Source organism: Rodentibacter trehalosifermentans, assembly GCF_002000545.1.
In the GTDB taxonomy this organism is placed as follows: Bacteria; Pseudomonadota; Gammaproteobacteria; order Enterobacterales; family Pasteurellaceae; genus Rodentibacter; species Rodentibacter trehalosifermentans.
On the sequence record NZ_MLHL01000055.1, the window covers coordinates 1 to 17,643 of the forward strand.

A 17,643-nucleotide genomic window follows, 5' to 3' on the forward strand; every position below is an offset into this window, starting at 1 on the left:
CTTTTTGGGGTCAGATCAAAGTGAAATACGCACTTTTTAATGTAATGACTAAAAAAGCTAGAAACGAATCTCAACGGAGGCGGCAAAATTTCTGCCCGGTGCATAGAAACGTTGAAGTCCATAACCGTTACGGTCAACAGTATTTGTTGTGCTATGCGCATTAATTCCCCGTAACGCATCCCAAGTGTGATATTTTTTATCAAACAAATTATAAACGCCCGCACGCAATGTGATGCTTTCCGTTGGATTGTAATAACCGAATAAATCGGTAATAAAGGCTGATTTATTGAGATATTTATACTTAACAATTTCTTGTTTAAATTCATGTTCGACACATTGAAACATACCATACCAATAATCAAATTCTTCACGGACACAATACCGATTATTTTCAATGGTTTTTGCATCTTTTGCTTTTTTGCCGCCTAAATAAGTGAAACGGCTAAAAATACCCCATTTTCCATTTGGATCTTCATAATCTAATCCAAACACGGTTTTTATCGGTTGGATAGAAAGTAAATCGGTACCATTTGAAAGTTTGCCTTTGCTATAACCTAAGGAACCATAAAACTTAAATCCTTTTGGAATGAATGAGACGATTTGATCCAAATTCAAATGGGTTTTAACTTCAATACCGCTCACTCTTGCACGATCAATATTGACCATTTGTTGTTCCAAACTTTGGAATTTTTTGCCATAAGGATAAGAAGTGATCACACTTTCTTGTTCAAATAAGAAATTGCGATAACGGGATTGGTAAACACCGACATCAAATAATCCAATGTTGTTACGGGATTGAGCAAAAAGCGTGTGGCTAATACTACGTTCCGATTTTAAATCCGGATTTGCCCGCCAAGAACCATAAGCATTTTGAAAGGTGAAATACATTTCTGATGCTGTTGGAATGCGATAGCCTGTCGAGAGTTGATAACCGAGTTTCCAGGTTTCCGTCACCTGGGCATTTAATCCGATAAAACCGCTCCAATTCGCAAAACTACTTTGGTTTGGTTCTCCACCTTCCAAACAAGCTTTAGAACATTGTGCATTAAGTGCTTTAGGTTTTAATTTGGCATAGTCATAGCGAATGCCTAAATCAGAAGAAAAAATAGGATTCCAAACAATATGATCTTTTAAAGAAAAGCCATACATTTTGGTTTTAACCGGACGTTGAATCGTGTACCAAATATCGCTTTCATAATTTTTCCCAATGCCGATTTTATCGTGGTTGATATTTTTAAATTCACGTTCACTTATATAGCCTTTTAGCGTAAGCGTATGTTCGCCCAATAAATTAAACGATAAACTTTCAAGTTCCAGACTTGCACGTTTAAACTCGGTTTTCATTCTTCTATCGAAAATTTCATCAAGCTCTTTTGCATTTGTCTGCCAATTAGAACCACCTTTATAATTAACTGATGCAAGATCTGTTTTTTGATAATCCAAATCCAGTTTTGCAAAAGCCAGCCAATTTGATTCCGGCGCATAGGTATAATTCAAATTAATGTTGTAGCGTTTATTTTGGTCATCCGCTTCGCGCCAAGCGCCACCGTAAAGCGCATAGCTACGTTCATCCGTATAACGATTTCCTTTTTGTCCGTTTATTGCAAAGGCAATCCGATGATGATCACTAATTTGATAACCTAATTTTGCTAAATAGCTATGGAAACGATGTGTCGATGGATCAGGATGTTGACTTTCACTACTGTAGTATAAATCCCCTTCACCATTGCTTTTCATTTCATGACCCGTACGTTGTGAATACATAAGCAATGCATCAAATTTCTCGCCTACGTAACCTACGCCGAAGGTACGAATCCATTCACTGTTTTTTCCTGCATAGCCACCACGTAATAGAGCACCGAATTTTTGACCGGGTTTAACAATATCAATTGCTTCAAGTGTACGGTAAGCCACAACACCGCCTAAAGCACCACTTCCCGAATTAAAGGCATCTGCACCTCTCACAATGTCGATCTCACGCACTAATTCAGAATCAATGGATAAACGTGAGCTGTTAAAGTTGCCATAACGGGCATATAAAGAATTTTCTTCGCTATCTGGTAAATTAACGCCATCAATACTAATACCAACCCGATTTCCTTCAACTCCCCCGAATTGAAAAACCTTTTAAAAAACGCCCGTTATCACTGATACCGACATCGGAGGTATAGCGCACTAAATCTCGGGTATCGCGAATTAATTCTTTTTGAATTGTTTCTGCATTTTTGTGAATCACGGAGGACTGTGTTTGACGATTTGAAATCAGTTCATCTTGAACATTAATTTCATCTAATTTTTCTTCTGTATTTGCTAAACTGGCACTTGATAAAGCAACGCCTATAGACAATAGAGCGAAAGTTGCCATCAAAGGTTTATGTGGTTTCATTCTCATTTTCCCCAAAGTTAAAAGATGAGAATGATTATAAAAAAGGAAACTAAAGAAAAATAGGGTTGTTGAGAATTATTTTCATTTTATGATATTTGTCAAAAAAATAACCGCACTTCATTTCTAAAGTGCGGTCATTTTTCCCGATGTTTTTAACTAAATGTCGAGATTTGCTCTTAAAGCGTTTAATTCGATAAACTCACGACGAGGTTCTACTTCATCACCCATTAGCGTGGTGAAAAGCTGATCGGCGGCAACCGCATCTTTAATTGAGACTTTCAACATACGGCGGGCATTCGGATCCATGGTGGTTTCCCAAAGCTGATCGGCGTTCATCTCACCCAATCCTTTATAGCGCTGTACTTCTAAGCCCTTGCGGGATTCTTTCACTAACCATTCTACGGCTTGTTCAAAGGTGCGTACCGGTTGGACTTTCTCACCACGGGCAACATAAGCTCCCTCTTCCAGCAAGCCGTTTAATTGATGATTAAGTGAAACGATTTTCGCGTATTCATTACCGCTCACAAAATCAAAATTAATAAAGTAATCGTTGTCGATACCGTGTTTACGAACAGTGATAATGGCTTCATAAACCTGACGTTCAGCATTAAATTGGGTGCGCAACGCATATTGATGGGCTTCCGTTTCTTTTTCTTCAAGTAATTGAACAAAAGATTTAGCCCAATTTTCAACGGCATTTTCTTCACGCATCATCTCAACTGAAATCGCCGGTTGATAAATCAACCCTTGTAATAAAGGTGTCGGATAATGGCGGCTTAAACGCACAATCAATTTTTGTACACTATTGTATTCCGCCACCAATTTTTCAAATGCAAGGGCATTCATTGCCGGGGCATTTTCGCTAATATGCAATGCCGCACCATCAAGGGCGAGTGTCAGTTCATATTGCTCCATTTCCTCTGCATCTTTAATATAACGCTCTTGTTTGCCTTTTTTTACTTTATAAAGTGGTGGTTGAGCGATATACACATAACCCCGCTCAATTAGCTCCGGCATTTGGCGATAGAAGAATGTGAGTAAAAGGGTGCGAATATGTGAGCCATCTACGTCCGCATCGGTCATAATGATAATGTGATGATAACGTAATTTATCCGGGTTATATTCATCACGTCCAATACCACAACCCAATGCCGTAATTAATGTTCCCACTTCTTGAGATGACAGCATTTTATCGAAACGGGCTTTTTCAACGTTTAGAATTTTTCCTTTTAACGGCAAAATAGCTTGGGTTTTACGATCACGCCCCACTTTCGCCGAACCACCTGCAGAATCCCCCTCCACTAAATAGAGTTCGGAAAGTGCCGGGTCTTTTTCTTGACAATCTGCCAGTTTGCCCGGAAGTCCAGCAATATCCAATGCGCCTTTACGGCGTGTCATTTCACGGGCCTTACGCGCGGCTTCACGAGCACGTGCCGCCATAATGATTTGATTTACAATGATTTTGGCATCTGCAGGATTTTCCAATAAATACTCCTGCATTTTTTCATTCATTGCCGATTCCACCGCACTTTTTACTTCAGAAGACACCAATTTATCTTTGGTTTGTGAAGAAAATTTCGGATCAGGCACTTTCACGGAAATAATCGCCACCAAACCTTCACGGGCATCGTCACCGGAAGTGGATACTTTTTCTTTTTTCAATAACCCTTCATTTTCCATATAGCTGTTTAAGCTACGGGTTAATGCACCACGGAAACCGGCTAAATGCGTACCGCCGTCACGCTGTGGAATATTGTTGGTAAAACAATAGACGTTTTCATTCACCCCATCATTCCATTGCAATGCGACTTCCACACCAATACCGTCTTTTTCTGCGGTGAAATAGAAAGGTTTTGGGTGAATGGGGTTTTTATTTTTGTTTAAATATTCCACGAAAGCTTGAATTCCGCCTTCATAGTGGAAATGATCTTCCGTGCCATCACGTTTATCCACTAAACGAATAGACACACCGGAATTTAAAAATGAAAGCTCACGCAAGCGTTTAGCGAGAATTTTGTAATCAAAGGTGGTGATCGCAAAAATATCAGGGCTCGGCCAAAAACGTACGGTTGTACCGGTTACCTCGGTATCACCAATAATCGTTAATGGCGATTGCGGTTCGCCTAAATGATAAAACTGTTCGTGAACATGGCCTTGACGACGAATAGTGAGTTGCAGCTTATCAGAAAGCGCATTAACAACAGAGACCCCCACCCCGTGTAAACCACCGGATACTTTATAAGAGTTGTCATCAAATTTACCGCCGGCGTGTAACACCGTCATAATCACTTCTGCTGCAGAAACGCCTTCTTCCGGGTGAATATCCACAGGAATACCACGTCCATCGTCCTGCACGGAAACAGAATTATCATCGTGAATAGTGACGATAATATCAGAGCAGTAGCCCGCTAAGGCTTCATCAATGGCGTTATCCACCACTTCAAACACCATATGATGTAAACCGGTGCCATCATCGGTATCACCAATATACATCCCCGGGCGTTTGCGGACGGCATCAAGCCCTTTCAATACTTTAATACTGGATGCACCATAGTTCTCGGTCGTGGTCGTTTCTGACATAATTAATCTCTGTTTTGTAAATGGAAAATTAGGCAGAATTATAGCAAAAAATAGACGGATTGGCGAATTTGACTCGGGGAGATAAAAGGAAAGTGCGGTCGAAAATCTTGATGAATTTTAACCGCACTTTTGTTTTAGATTACCAATGATAGCGATAAAGCGCTTGGATTTGATAAGGTTTGTCGTAACGTTTTCCATCCGCTCGGCTTACTTCTAAACCGATACGATGGTTGGCGACACCTGCATTCACACCCAACACACTTTCAAAACGTCCACGGCTGTCTTCAACATTCAGCGCCGTATTGGAATGATGAATTTTGCTGTCGTTGTTGCGGCTGGTGATCCCATTGATTTCCGCATAAGGTTGTAAATTCCAGCCGTTTGCAAGGGCGAAACTTTTTGCGACACGAACACCGACACGAGAGTAAATGGAAGAGAGACTGTCTTCATTATCTTTACCTTGAATATGTGTCCAAGCTAATTGCGCTTGCGGTGTGATGACCCAATCGCTACTTAGTTTGAATTGTTTACCAAACTCGCTTGACAGCGTATAGGTATTATAATGGCGGTAATGGTGTGTTTTCTTGTGATCGTATTGGGATTTTAAGCGGCTATATTTCGCAATGTTATCCACATAAATGCCGTTATCGGCGAGGTAAGTAGCGTATAACCCCACGCTATGGCTACGCACTTTGCTATCACCATAATTGCCGTTGAAATCAACATTGGCTTGGCTGCGGCCGACAAATCCACCAAGGCGGAAATTATCACTCACAGCGGCATCCGCTCCCACTTGTAGGCTGTGAACATTTTGCTTAAAGCCTGAAGTTTGGCTGTCACCGGTGGAAAGTGCGGTCAATTTTTCACGAGAATTCACATTGCGTACCCACACATTGCCTTTTTCGCCGTTTTTCACTTCTCCTAAGCGTTGGTGAATACCGCTGAGTTCATTTTCCAAAAGCAATAATTGAGCCTGACGGAGTGAAACCTGTGCGTTGGCTAAATCAGATAATAATTTTGTTTCCGGCAATGGCGGATTGGTAGGCTGAGCCGGGTTCACCGGTGTTGGTGGCGTAGGTGTGATCGCACTTCGTGAATTTGCCAAGACCCAGTTATCCCCTTCTTTGGCTAAGCCATATTTATAGGCACCTAAATCCACAAGTCCATTTGGATTGGTTAAGCTAAATTTAGCATCACCTCCGTGGGTTTCCACAAGTGTTAGTTTGTGATTGGCAACAGGCGTGCCGTGATCGGTAACGTTGAGTTTGTGTTCGCCGCTCGCCGTGCCTTCTACGATAATTTTATCGCCTTTGTTTTCCGAAATATTGGTATTGAGATTAAATGTACCGTTGCCGGTGAGATTGCCTTTGATGGTGAGGGTTTTATATTCTGAGTTTGGTTCGAATGTCACAACTGAATCATTAACGGTTAAGTGATTCAACCGGCTTGATTGATTAAAACGCCATTGACTCTCTTCCAAATAAAGATTCGTTTCAACCTTCGCCGGTTTCTCAGGGTTTTCGATAATCGCACCTGTGAATATTGAGTTTCGTGAACCTGTTATATTTAGTTGATATACTTCTGCTTTTGCTATATCAATAACTTCATCGTCATCATCTCCATCCCCATCAAGTAGCATTTTGTCATTAATAGAAACTAAAGCTTGAGTTGCATTGAGGGTGCTATTTTGCAAGTTCAGATTAGTCGTGTAGCGATCAAGTGGAAATATAAGCACGCCATAACCGGTCTTAATATTTGAATGATTAAAGTTAACAATAGATGAAGTGGAATCTGAGTTTGTCATTAATCCACTTTTATCATTAAGTGATACATTTAAATGGTCTGCATTAATATTGGCAGTTTCACTATCATCATTTCCTATATCAAAAGCAAATTGTTTATCTCTATTACCGGAAATATTGACATTGTTTATAGTTAAAGTATCTCTACCAAATAAAGCATAAGCAATGTTATTTTCACCATTCATTATTATGCGGTGATTTGATGAGGTTATATTTGAGCTTTCTTGTGATTCGATTGCTACATTTGCACCATTATTATTGATTTCAATATCGGCTTCGGTATCAACTCTACTATTGCGAGTCGAAATAGCTGAATTTCCATCATCATCATCGCCGTAAGCATCTGTCGTATTATGAAGTTGAGCATAATTTTGCTCTAGTATTAATTTGACACCCTTTTCAAGGGTTGCAGTTGCTCTCCATAAGTCAATTAGGTTACTTGAAGGATAATCTTCTTTAAGTGTGGCATTAACACCAGATTTAAAGGTGATTATATTGTCTCTGTTTGATAAATCCCGAATACGAAATAAGGCATCGGCAGAAGCAATGGACTCTCCATCAGTTATAATTGTTCCTACATCGGTTTTAGCGATATTTTGATAATTTCCGGGTAACACTTCCACATTGATGGTATCGTTAAATGAAGTACTTTGGTTATTGATCATCCAAGTATTATCTCGCCCACCGTGAAAATCATATTTACATCCTGTTAAAGTAGAGCAAGTGAGATCTGTTGCCCACGCCTGATTGAATAACCCGAGTGCGATAGCCAACAAACTCAATTGAAAAGTGCGGTTAAATTTTGCTTTGTTTTTCATTTTTGGTTCCTCTTAAATATAAAAAAAAACACTATGCTAATAACAAATTGGTTAAGATTTTATCGATTTAATAATTAACCTGCAACCAAGATTTAGACGAGGCGTGGCGCCTCTCATATTCTAATAATGTCAGGCGTTTACGGTAAGTTTTTAATACGGTTTCAATATGAGATTGAGGCATAAAAGAATGTTGGTAAACGCTTTCGACTTTCTCTTTGGTGATTTCCGGTATTAATTTCTGCAATATCACTTTCTTGTTCAAACCAATATTTTCACCAAACTCAATAAAATCATCACCAATGTATTCGCTGTAGCGGTATGCCTTGATAATCAGGCTTATAGGCAAAATAAAAACCATGCTTATCCTCCCGAAGTAGATCAATAAATTCACCGTGGAGAAAGACACGGGCTGAACGCACTAGATCGCGCATAGTGATACTCCTAATGTTTGTGAGACGGTGAGTACGGTGGAAAACCGCACCTGACTTGGATCTTGGAACAAACGGTTTAAGGTGGAGATTGAAACGCCGGTTTGCAATTTAAGCATACTGAGCTCAATGCCAAGGGCTTTGCGTTTATCATTTAATGCATGTCCAAATGCTTTAAGATCAACAATTTTCCCCTCATAAAGTTGGTTGCGTTGTGCTTCTTCATAAGCGAGAAAGGATTTTTGCAGCTTTTTTAATTCATTGATTTGTGTTTCTAATTTTGCACTTAGATTTTCCATATTTGAAATTTTTTTTAATTAAAAATGTTTTAAATAATCATAAATGAAATTTCAAAGAGTTTAAATGTCTTTTTTGATATTTCTAATAAAAAAATTATTCAAAATAATCAAAAATAGTATTTTTGTAGTTCTAAATTTCTTTTGTAGTACTTTTTAAGAAAAGATAACAATAAAAATATCATAAATGATGATTTTGAGACTAAACTTAAGAAATGGGGGAAACAAAAAACCGGCTTAGTTTGCGCTAAACCGGTATTTCATTAGATTAATTTGAAATTAACCACCAACCGCAATACGTTTCATATCCGTCATATAACCGCGTAGCTCTTGACCGATTAATTCCACCGGGTGGTTGCGGATGGCATCGTTGACATCACGCAAGGTGATGTTGTCGATTTCAACAGTCGGAGTCGGTTCACCCAAGTCACCTTTTTGCAAGGTTGGGATAATTTCTTTGGCAAGAATTGGGGTCGCGACGTTAGAGAATAAGTAGTTACCGTATTCTGCCGTATCAGAAATGACCACGTTCATTTCATATAAACGTTTACGCGCAATGGTGTTGGCAATTAATGGTAATTCATGAAGAGATTCGTAGTAAGCGGATTCTTCATAAATGCCACTTTCCACCATCGCATCAAAGGCAAGTTCCACACCGGCTTTTACCATGGCAATCATTAACACGCCGTTATCAAAATATTCTTGTTCACTGATTTTGCCATCATATTTCGGGGCATTTTCAAAGGCCGTTTTGGCGGTGGCTTCACGCCAAGCGAAGAGATCTTTATCGCCGTTTGCCCAGTCTGCCATCATGGTTTCAGAGAACTGACCGCTGATGATATCATCCATATGTTTGTAGTATAAGAAACCGAGTTTTTCTTTAATTTGCTCGGAAAGCTCAAAGGCACGCAATTTCGCACTGTTGGATAAGCGATCCATCATTAAGGTGATACCGCCTTGTTTTAAGGCTTCAGTGATGGTTTCCCAGCCATATTGGATTAATTTTCCGGCATAGGCAGGATCTTTACCGTCAGCCACTAATTTGTCGTAGCACACGATAGAACCGGCTTGTAACATACCGCAAAGAATGGTTTGTTCACCCATTAAGTCAGATTTTACTTCTGCTACGAATGAGGATTCCAGCACGCCCGCACGATGACCGCCGGTTGCCGCAGCCCAAGCTTTTGCAATCGCCATACCCTCACCTTTCGGGTCGTTTTCAGGGTGAACGGCGATTAAAGTTGGCACACCAAAACCACGTTTGTATTCTTCACGCACTTCTGTCCCCGGGCATTTTGGTGCCACCATCACCACGGTTAAATCCGGGCGAATTTGTTCACCTTGCTCAACGATGTTGAAACCGTGGGAATAACCGAATGCCGCACCTTGTTTCATTAACGGCATCACATCTGCCACCACTTTCGAGTGTTGTTTATCCGGCGTGAGGTTTATCACTAAATCGGCTGTTGGAATTAATTCTTGATAAGTGCCGACGTTGAAACCGTTTTCGGTGGCACGTTGGAATGAGGCACGTTTTTCTGCAATGGCCTCAGGGCGTAAGGCATAGCTCACGTCTAAACTGGAATCACGCATATTTAAACCTTGGTTTAAACCTTGTGCACCACAGCCCACGATAACGATTTTTTTCCCTTTTAAGAAATTTGCTTCATCGGCAAATTCTTCACGATCCATAAAACGACAACGACCTAATTGGTCTAATTTTTGACGTAAATTCAATGTGTTGAAATAGTTAGCCATATGTTTTCCTTGATTTTATCAGGGTGAATGATTGTATGATGTTGTGTTTGCATAGTTTTTAATATGAGTAGGATTATAAGGTTTTTTGTGATTGCGTAAAGTGATATTATGGGAATGATTTGTTTCATTTTTTGCAATTATTAATTTGGTATTGGGTTTCGCTGATGACGAACTACTTTCTTTATTTATTTGAAATCGCCTTTCGCTCGATGAGCGACCTACTTTTTCTTTGCTCGTGCAAAGTAAAAGTAGGCAAAAAGAAAGCACGCCCTGCTTTTCCTTGTTTCCTTTGTTCCACTGAATTTGCTTAACGGAAATTTTCTGAACTCGCTACGCTCAAACAGACGAAAATTTCCTACAAATTCAATTCCACAAAGGCGGAAAAGAAGGGAATTTATTTCTTTCTACAAATAAAGTGCGGTTAAAAATTTTAATATTTTTAAAACCATGCGCTCTTTTAAATAATGCTCCGATAAAGGAACCCCATATAAATCGCCTTTGCGACTTGGCATTTTTAGCTAAATTTGTACTGTTTGAGCGAAGCGAGTTGACAAATTTAGCGTGAAGAAAATGACAATAAAGCAAAGATCAGCGATTTAACTGGGGTGTGTTTTCTTTGCCTACTTTCTTTTACACAAGTAAAAGAAAGTAGGTCGCTCATCGAGCGAAAGGCGATTTCAAATAAATAAAGAAAGTAGGTCGCTGTCAGGCGAAATCTGACTTTGATAAAACCGGAATGATTATGGACTTTACCGATCTCAACTTATTCATAAAACTAGCGGAAACCAAAAACTTCGCCAAAACCGCTACGCAAAATCATATGTCCCCTTCTACCCTTTCACGTCAAATTCAACGTCTGGAAGAAGAGCTGGGGAAAACCCTTTTTGTTCGTGATAACCGTCAAGTGAACCTCACCGAATATGGTGAGAAATTTCTTCGCTTTGCCAAGGCAGAGTGGCAAAACTGGCAACAGTTTAAACAACAGCTTAATGATGAATCGGATGAATTAAGCGGTGAATTAAGGCTTTTTTGTTCCGTTACGGCTTCTTATAGCCATTTACCACAGATATTAAAGCAATTTCGCCAACGTTATCCGAAAGTGGAAATTCAACTCACCACTGGTGATCCGGCGCTCGCTTTGGAATTAGTGCAAAGTCAGCAAGTGGATCTTGCACTTGCAGGGAAACCGAATAATCTGCCCGCCAGTGTAGCATTTCATAAAATTGACGATATTCATCTTTCACTGATTGCCCCCCGCATTGCCTGCTTGGCGACACAATTATTACAAGAGAAGCCTATTGATTGGCAACACATGCCGTTTATTTTTCCCGTGGAAGGTCATGCAAGGCAGCGGATTGAACAATGGTTGCGTGAAAAACACATTAAACACCCGAAAATTTATGCCACCGTGGCAGGGCATGAGGGCATTGTCCCTATGGTGGGGCTTGGTTTTGGCTTGGCGATGCTGCCTGATGCGGTGATTGATAACAGCCCTATGCGTGATCAAATTTCCCGGCTAAATTTAGATAGGCCTATTGCACCTTTTGAATTGGGAATTTGCACCCAAAAAAGGCATTTGGTGCAACCCTTAATTCGTGCCTTTTGGTCTATGTTGGAATAAAATGGTGCAAAAATTCTGATTAAGGATTTTCTATGTTAAAAGGTATTTTGGTTTCGCTCTTCGCCTCGTTTTTGTTTGGCTATCTGTATTATTTTTCCACCTTGCTTAAACCCTTAAGCGGTACGGATATTTTTGGCTATCGAATGATTTTTACTTTTCCCTTTGTGGTATTAGCCGTGCTGATGTTCAAACAAAAAAATGCTCTGATTGAACGTTTAAAATACCTTCAAAAACGACCGCACTTTGCCCTTACTTATATTTTCTGCGGGGCATTAATGGGCTTTCAAATGTGGTTGTTTTTGTGGGCACCGAATAACGGTAGTTCGCTGAGTGTGTCTTTTGGCTATTTATTATTACCTATTGTGATGGTGGCAGCGGGACGATTAATTTTTAAAGAACGGATTTCTACCTTTAAATTGATTGCCGTATTCATTGCTGCACTAGGTGTTATTTCAAATATCGTCATCAAAGGCGGATTATCTTGGGAAGCCATTGTCATTTGTGTGGGCTATACCACCTATTTCTCTATCCGAAAAGCATTAAAAAATACGGATCTTGCCTCTTTTTGCCTTGAAATGCTCAGTTTAATCCCGATTAGCATTTACTTTGCCTTACAAACGGATTTTACCATTGTGGAACAAACCAACCCCAATATTTGGGCGTTATTAGTGCTGCTTGGCATTATCAGCGGGACGGCATTGATTGCCTATGTGATTGCCAGCAATATGTTGCCGATGAATTTGCTCGGACTGTTGGGCTATGTGGAAACGATTTTGATGGTGTTTATTTCCTTTTTTATTGGAGAAAACATTGATCCGGAAAGCTACCCGCTTTTTATTTGTTTAATATTGGCGATGAGCCTTGTGATGATTGATGGTGTGTATAAACAGCACGCAAAAGGAACTTTATAATGTCGTTTAAAGAAATTACCCCACAACAAGCGTGGGAAATGGTGCAGCGGGGGGCTATCCTTGCCGATGTGCGTGATGCGCAGCGTTATACCTATTCACACCCCAAAGGGGCCTTTCATTTAACCAATCAAACCTTTTTACAATTTGAAGAATTAGTGGATTTTGATACCCCCATTATTATCAGCTGTTACCACGGTATCAGCAGCCGCAATGTCGCCGGCTTTTTAGTGGAACAAGGCTATGAAGACGTGTATAGCGTAGTAGGGGGATTTGATGGCTGGATGAGGGCGGCATTGCCGATTGATAAAATATCCAATAAATATAAATAATGTTTAGCTTGTAAAAATAACTGATAAAACTAACCGCACTTTTGAATTATGCGGAAGGCAAATAACACATCGTACCACTTGCGAATATTAAGTTTAAAAATGCGCTTTAAAATAACAAAATCTTGTTTTAATTAATTGATTTTGTTATTTTTTTTTTTTTTTTTTTTGAGGTGATTTTGCCTAAATATTTAATGATTTTTTAACAAAAAAATGCTTGTCTTTTATTTTCTTTAGGGTAAATTTTCAGAAATTTATAGGTTGAAAAATTATAAAAAGAGAGCGTCTTATGAATAAAGTGTTTAAAGTTATTTGGAATAATGCGATGCAAAATTGGGTTATTGTATCGGAAGTCAGTAAATCAAAGGGGAAAACAAAGTCTTTCTCTTTGGTTCATTCGGGAATTTTAACCGGTTTGTTTTTTGCTTGCGGTCAAGTTTTGGCGATAACCGGTACGGAAAATCAATCTTCAGGCAATAGCGTTAATTATTGTTATTACAACCCTCAGTATCCTAATGGTCAAATTGTATGTGGCAGCGGTTCAACACAAGCTACTGGATTCGGTGCTATTGCAATAGGCAATGGTTCGGTTGCTAATTCTATACATGGCAATGGTGTTGTTGCAATCGGTATTAATTCAAAAGTAGATGGTGCATCATCGGTTACATTGGGTGCGGGAAATATAGCAAACGCTTCATATTCAAATGCAATTGGTTACGGTAATTTCGTAAATAGTAATTATGCTAGTGTTTTGGGATTTCAAAATAGAGTTGTCACTCGTGATGTTAGTGGGGCTTTTGGTCAAGGTAATCAAATATTTAATAGTGATCACTCTTATGCATTTGGGGTAGATAATATTATCGGTTCTACAACTAATTCTGTCGGTAACGGGCTAGCATTAGGCAGGGGTAACAATATTTTGGGTTCTAATTCTATCAGTATTGGTGGGGCTACTATTGGAGCTCGAGAATCTAATGCTATTGGTAGAAATAATATTATTAGTAGCTCTTCCGAATTTAGCACAGTGATTGGTAGTGTCATTCAAATTGGCGCGAGTGAGACCACTATTACGAAGGGTAATAATGGAAATCATACCGTAACTTATCAAAATCAAACAAGAGCTCCGAATACCGTTGCAATTGGTAATAGGATTAATGTAAATAATGGCGGTAATTCCATTGCAATTGGTGCTAACCTTAATGTGAGTAATGGTAGTAATTCCATCTCACTGGGGAAATTAAATACTGTAGAGGGTAGCGATTCTATTACTACAGGGGTAAACAATAAAGTAAATGGCTATAATTCCATTGCGACAGGGCGTGCGAATACTTTGAAGGGAAATGAAGCATTCGCCTTAGGAAGTGAGAATATTATTAATAATGACGGTGTGGTATATCAGTTTGTAAATATGGGGTTAGGAAAATGGAATACGATATTTAATAGCAAGAAGGCTTACGCCCTTGGGTTGAATAATGTGATTGGTTCTTCAAATCATCCTGTAGAAGGTGCTTTGGCATTGGGTAACCAGAATTTTGTATTTGGGACCGGTTCTACCAGTATTTCAAGTGGTTATAACGGACGATGGAATGATGTCACCAGATACCATGCAAGTATCATTGGCGGAGCAAATTCTTATTCAATAGGAACCTACAATGTTCTAGGCTCTTCATCGAGTGATAGTGTGTTACTTGGTAATAGTATACGGGTTGGGGCAAGTAATGCACTTGTTCATACGAGCAATGATGGAAATCATACTGTAACCTATGACGATCTAAATTATGCGGCTAACACCGTGGCAGTTGGTCGAAATATTACAGTGAATAACGGTACTCAATCCATTGCGGTAGGGGATTCCGTTTCTGTTAATGGAGCTAGTTCGATTGCTATGGGAAATAGAGCTAAAACAAGTGCAATTAATACCATTGCTGTCGGTCAGAATGCAAATGCCTCAGGGATTTATTCAACGGCAATTGGCACTAATTCTGTGGCATCCAATAATCAGGCTTTAGCACTTGGTTACGGAGCGCAAGCAACCAATCAATTTGCCGTTAGTCTTGGTGTTCTCACTAATGCTTCCGGCAATCGTGCCATCGCTTTAGGGGCGGATACCAATGCGACAGGAGATTTTTCAACCGCAATTGGACGTCTAGCCAAAGCAAGTGAAACCAATGCGATTGCAATTGGGCGATCATCCAATGCTTCTCACGAAAATTCGGTAGTATTAGGCAGCAATTCGGTTTCGGCTGCAGCCAACCCAACGGCAAGTATGGCAATCAATGGTACAACTTATAAATTTGCCGGAACAAACCCGACTTCAACGGTAAGTGTAGGGCGTGTTGGAAATGAACGCCAAATTGTGAATGTGGCGGCAGGGCGTGTTTCTGAAACTTCTACCGATGCGATTAACGGTAGCCAATTATATGCTTTTGCACAGCAGATCAATAATAATATGGCTGCACCTAATACTTATTTCCATGTGAATGATGGCACAAATGGTGGCACCGGTAATGCCACAACAAATCTGGGCGGTATTAATGATGCAGCCGGTGCTCAAACTAAAAATTCCATTACTATAGGCATAGGAGCGAGAACGCCAACGTCTCCAAAAGGAGGGGAATCTTCAATTGCTATTGGTACAAATGCGGTTTCTGCACACCAAAGTGTGGTCCTTGGAGCGAATGCAACCAATGAGCAAGAAAATTCGGTTGTGATTGGGACCAATGCAAAAAGTGTAACTAAAATGGGGTATAGCCAAGCAACTGCGGTAGGTTTTAGTTCTACTGCGGCGAATGATAGTGTAGCGATTGGTTCAGGTGCTAGTGCAACAGGGCATTTAACAAATAGCGCTTATAGTGGTTGGGGGACGGCGGTTGGTCGTCTTTCAAATGCAAGTGGGCGGGGTGCGACAGCAGTAGGTAATGGTGCAACTGCTTCGGGGATTGATTCTATTGCCTTTGGCTCTTTTGCCAACGTTAGCGGGTTTCATGCATATTCGTTTGGTTATCGTTCCAATTCTTCCGGCAGTTATGCCCTTGCTTTTGGCGATTATGCAAATGCTACCGGGTCTTCATCAATGGCTTTAGGGGCTCAGGCGGATTCTAGAGCTCCTTCAGCAATAGCTTTGGGGAACAGCGCGAGAGCTATGGGAGGGGCTTATTCGGCAATTGCTTTAGGTAATAAGGCAACGGTATATGGTTTAGGAGCACTTGCTTTAGGTAATAGTACACTAGCAACTGAAGAAAGCTCTATTGCTTTTGGTAACGAGGCGGAGGCTCTAGTTAAAGATAGTGTAGCCCTTGGTGCTCGATCATATACAGGGTATCTGGCTGATCCGCTTGTTGGAACAAGTAATGCAACAGTAAATGGAATCACTTATGGCAACTTTGCGGGGGATTCACCTATTGCAACGGTTTCCGTAGGGAATACTAATGAAAAACGCACCATTACCAATGTGGCGGCTGGGCGTATTTTAGCCAATTCAACAGATGCGATTAATGGTAGCCAATTATATATGGTCGCTAGCAAACTTGCCGATGAGATCGCAAATGTCACCAAAAAGATAACTTGGTATGCAAATGCAACGGCAAATAGTGATGGTACTGTAAAAAATAATAATACACCTGCCGAAATAGGCGACAAAGACACCGTTACCCTTGAGGCAGGTAAAAATATTACCATTACCCAAGACGGTAAAAAATTTACTATTGAAGCGAAGGATTCAGGTTCAAACAACGTTAATATCGTTGGTGGAAAGGGGATAAATGTTGAATCAAACAGCGGAACTTATACTATAACCGCAAAAACTGATGGCACGACCATCATAATTGATAGTGACGGGAATATTGCGGCAAATACCGGCACGATTAATACCGCACCGCAAAGCGGAGATGGTGCAGGTGTTGTTACCGTAGATGATTCGGATAAAGGCAAACTCGCCACAGTTGATAATGTCGCTAATGCAATCAACAGTGCGGGTTGGATTGTCAATACAGGTAAAGCCGAAGATCAAAATAGCTTTGATACCACAGCACAAACCCACAGTGAAACGACAATTTCCGCCGGTAAACGGGTAAACTTCAAAGCCGGTAAGAATATGGAAGTGAAACGTGAGGGCGATAATATTATCTATGCCACATCCGATAATGTTAGTTTCAATAAGGTAACTGTGGGGGATACTGAAGTGAATAATAACGGTGTGACGATTAAAAACGGTCCGAGTATGACCATTGAGGGGATTAATGCCGGCAATAAGAAAATCACTAATGTTGCCCCGGGCGAAGTTTCCGCAACATCCACTGAGGCGGTGAATGGGTCCCAATTATACGCCGTTAATCAAAATGTCAATAATATCAACAATAGAGTGAACAAAGTTGATAAAGATTTGAGAGCGGGTATTGCGGGTGCCGCAGCGATTGCCGGTTTACCGCAAGTGAGAGGGAATGGTAAATCAATGGTGGCGGTTGCAGCGAGTAATTATCGCGGCGAAAATGCCGTAGCTTTAGGTTATACCCGAGCCAGTGATAATGGAAAAGTATTGCTAAAATTAAGTGGTAGCTCCAATACGAGGGGGGATGTCGTGAGTGCTGTGGGCGTCGGTTATGAGTGGTAATCCTCACTAACGCATCCATATCTCGTTAATTTTCAGTCCCTAAATGTCGCAAATATTTAGGGGCTTTTATTTTCCTAAAAGTGCGGTCAACATTGATGTTGTTTTTGT

The 17,643-nt window shown here is 40.3% G+C and carries 8 protein-coding genes and 3 pseudogenes; 4 read left to right on the top strand and 7 right to left on the bottom strand.

Going from position 1 to position 17,643, the window contains the following annotated elements:
- Window positions 1-57: 57 nt before the first annotated feature.
- The 7 genes and pseudogenes from BKK52_RS09385 to ilvC all read right to left on the bottom strand — a co-directional run bounded on the left by BKK52_RS09385 (window position 58) and on the right by ilvC (window position 10,068).
- Window positions 58-2,365 (bottom strand): annotated as a pseudogene (locus BKK52_RS09385) (TonB-dependent hemoglobin/transferrin/lactoferrin family receptor).
- A gap of 177 nt (window positions 2,366-2,542) precedes the next feature.
- Complete coding sequence (gyrB, locus tag BKK52_RS09390; RefSeq protein ID WP_077478562.1) at window positions 2,543-4,966, bottom strand: DNA topoisomerase (ATP-hydrolyzing) subunit B; 2,424 nt, start codon at window positions 4,964-4,966, stop codon at window positions 2,543-2,545.
- Between the two features lie 139 nt (window positions 4,967-5,105).
- A complete protein-coding gene (locus tag BKK52_RS09395; RefSeq protein WP_077478563.1) occupies window positions 5,106-7,586 on the bottom strand; it encodes an autotransporter outer membrane beta-barrel domain-containing protein in 2,481 nt (826 codons plus the stop codon).
- 67 nt (window positions 7,587-7,653) lie between these two features.
- Window positions 7,654-7,902 (bottom strand): annotated as a pseudogene (locus BKK52_RS09400) (hypothetical protein); the annotation flags it as partial.
- Window positions 7,898-8,017 (bottom strand): annotated as a pseudogene (locus BKK52_RS14165) (HipA N-terminal domain-containing protein); the annotation flags it as partial. The pseudogenes BKK52_RS14165 and BKK52_RS09400, both read right to left, overlap by 5 nt.
- A complete protein-coding gene (locus BKK52_RS09405) occupies window positions 8,005-8,313 on the bottom strand; it encodes a helix-turn-helix domain-containing protein (RefSeq protein WP_077474550.1) in 309 nt (102 codons plus the stop codon). The gene BKK52_RS09405 and the pseudogene BKK52_RS14165, both read right to left, overlap by 13 nt.
- Before the next feature lie 276 nt (window positions 8,314-8,589).
- Window positions 8,590-10,068 (bottom strand): ketol-acid reductoisomerase, encoded by a 1,479-nt coding sequence (gene ilvC / locus BKK52_RS09410; RefSeq protein ID WP_077421553.1) that lies wholly within the window; start codon window positions 10,066-10,068, stop codon window positions 8,590-8,592.
- Between the two features lie 742 nt (window positions 10,069-10,810).
- On the opposite strand from ilvC, the gene ilvY reads away from it, so the two are divergent.
- The 4 genes from ilvY to BKK52_RS09430 all read left to right on the top strand — a co-directional run bounded on the left by ilvY (window position 10,811) and on the right by BKK52_RS09430 (window position 17,535).
- Window positions 10,811-11,689: an HTH-type transcriptional activator IlvY gene (gene ilvY, locus BKK52_RS09415; RefSeq protein ID WP_077474552.1), complete on the top strand. Its 879-nt coding sequence runs from the start codon at window positions 10,811-10,813 to the stop codon at window positions 11,687-11,689.
- 32 nt (window positions 11,690-11,721) lie between these two features.
- Window positions 11,722-12,600: an EamA family transporter RarD gene (gene rarD, locus BKK52_RS09420; protein WP_077474553.1), complete on the top strand. Its 879-nt coding sequence runs from the start codon at window positions 11,722-11,724 to the stop codon at window positions 12,598-12,600.
- The gene (gene glpE / locus BKK52_RS09425; RefSeq protein WP_077474554.1) at window positions 12,600-12,929 is read left to right on the top strand and encodes a thiosulfate sulfurtransferase GlpE; all 330 of its coding nucleotides are present in this window, start codon (window positions 12,600-12,602) and stop codon (window positions 12,927-12,929) included. Before rarD ends, glpE begins: the two co-directional genes overlap by 1 nt.
- Before the next feature lie 286 nt (window positions 12,930-13,215).
- Window positions 13,216-17,535, top strand: coding sequence for a YadA-like family protein (locus BKK52_RS09430; protein ID WP_077474403.1), 4,320 nt, complete (start codon window positions 13,216-13,218; stop codon window positions 17,533-17,535).
- Window positions 17,536-17,643 lie beyond the last annotated feature (108 nt).

Coding starts and splice junctions, on each gene's coding strand:
- BKK52_RS09405 (WP_077474550.1), bottom strand. CDS start 8,313: ATGGAAAATCTAAGTGCAAAATTAGAAACACAAATCAATGAATTAAAA.
- ilvY (WP_077474552.1), top strand. CDS start 10,811: ATGGACTTTACCGATCTCAACTTATTCATAAAACTAGCGGAAACCAAA.
- BKK52_RS09430 (WP_077474403.1), top strand. CDS start 13,216: ATGAATAAAGTGTTTAAAGTTATTTGGAATAATGCGATGCAAAATTGG.
- gyrB (WP_077478562.1), bottom strand. CDS start 4,966: ATGTCAGAAACGACCACGACCGAGAACTATGGTGCATCCAGTATTAAA.
- BKK52_RS09395 (WP_077478563.1), bottom strand. CDS start 7,586: ATGAAAAACAAAGCAAAATTTAACCGCACTTTTCAATTGAGTTTGTTG.
- rarD (WP_077474553.1), top strand. CDS start 11,722: ATGTTAAAAGGTATTTTGGTTTCGCTCTTCGCCTCGTTTTTGTTTGGC.
- glpE (WP_077474554.1), top strand. CDS start 12,600: ATGTCGTTTAAAGAAATTACCCCACAACAAGCGTGGGAAATGGTGCAG.
- ilvC (WP_077421553.1), bottom strand. CDS start 10,068: ATGGCTAACTATTTCAACACATTGAATTTACGTCAAAAATTAGACCAA.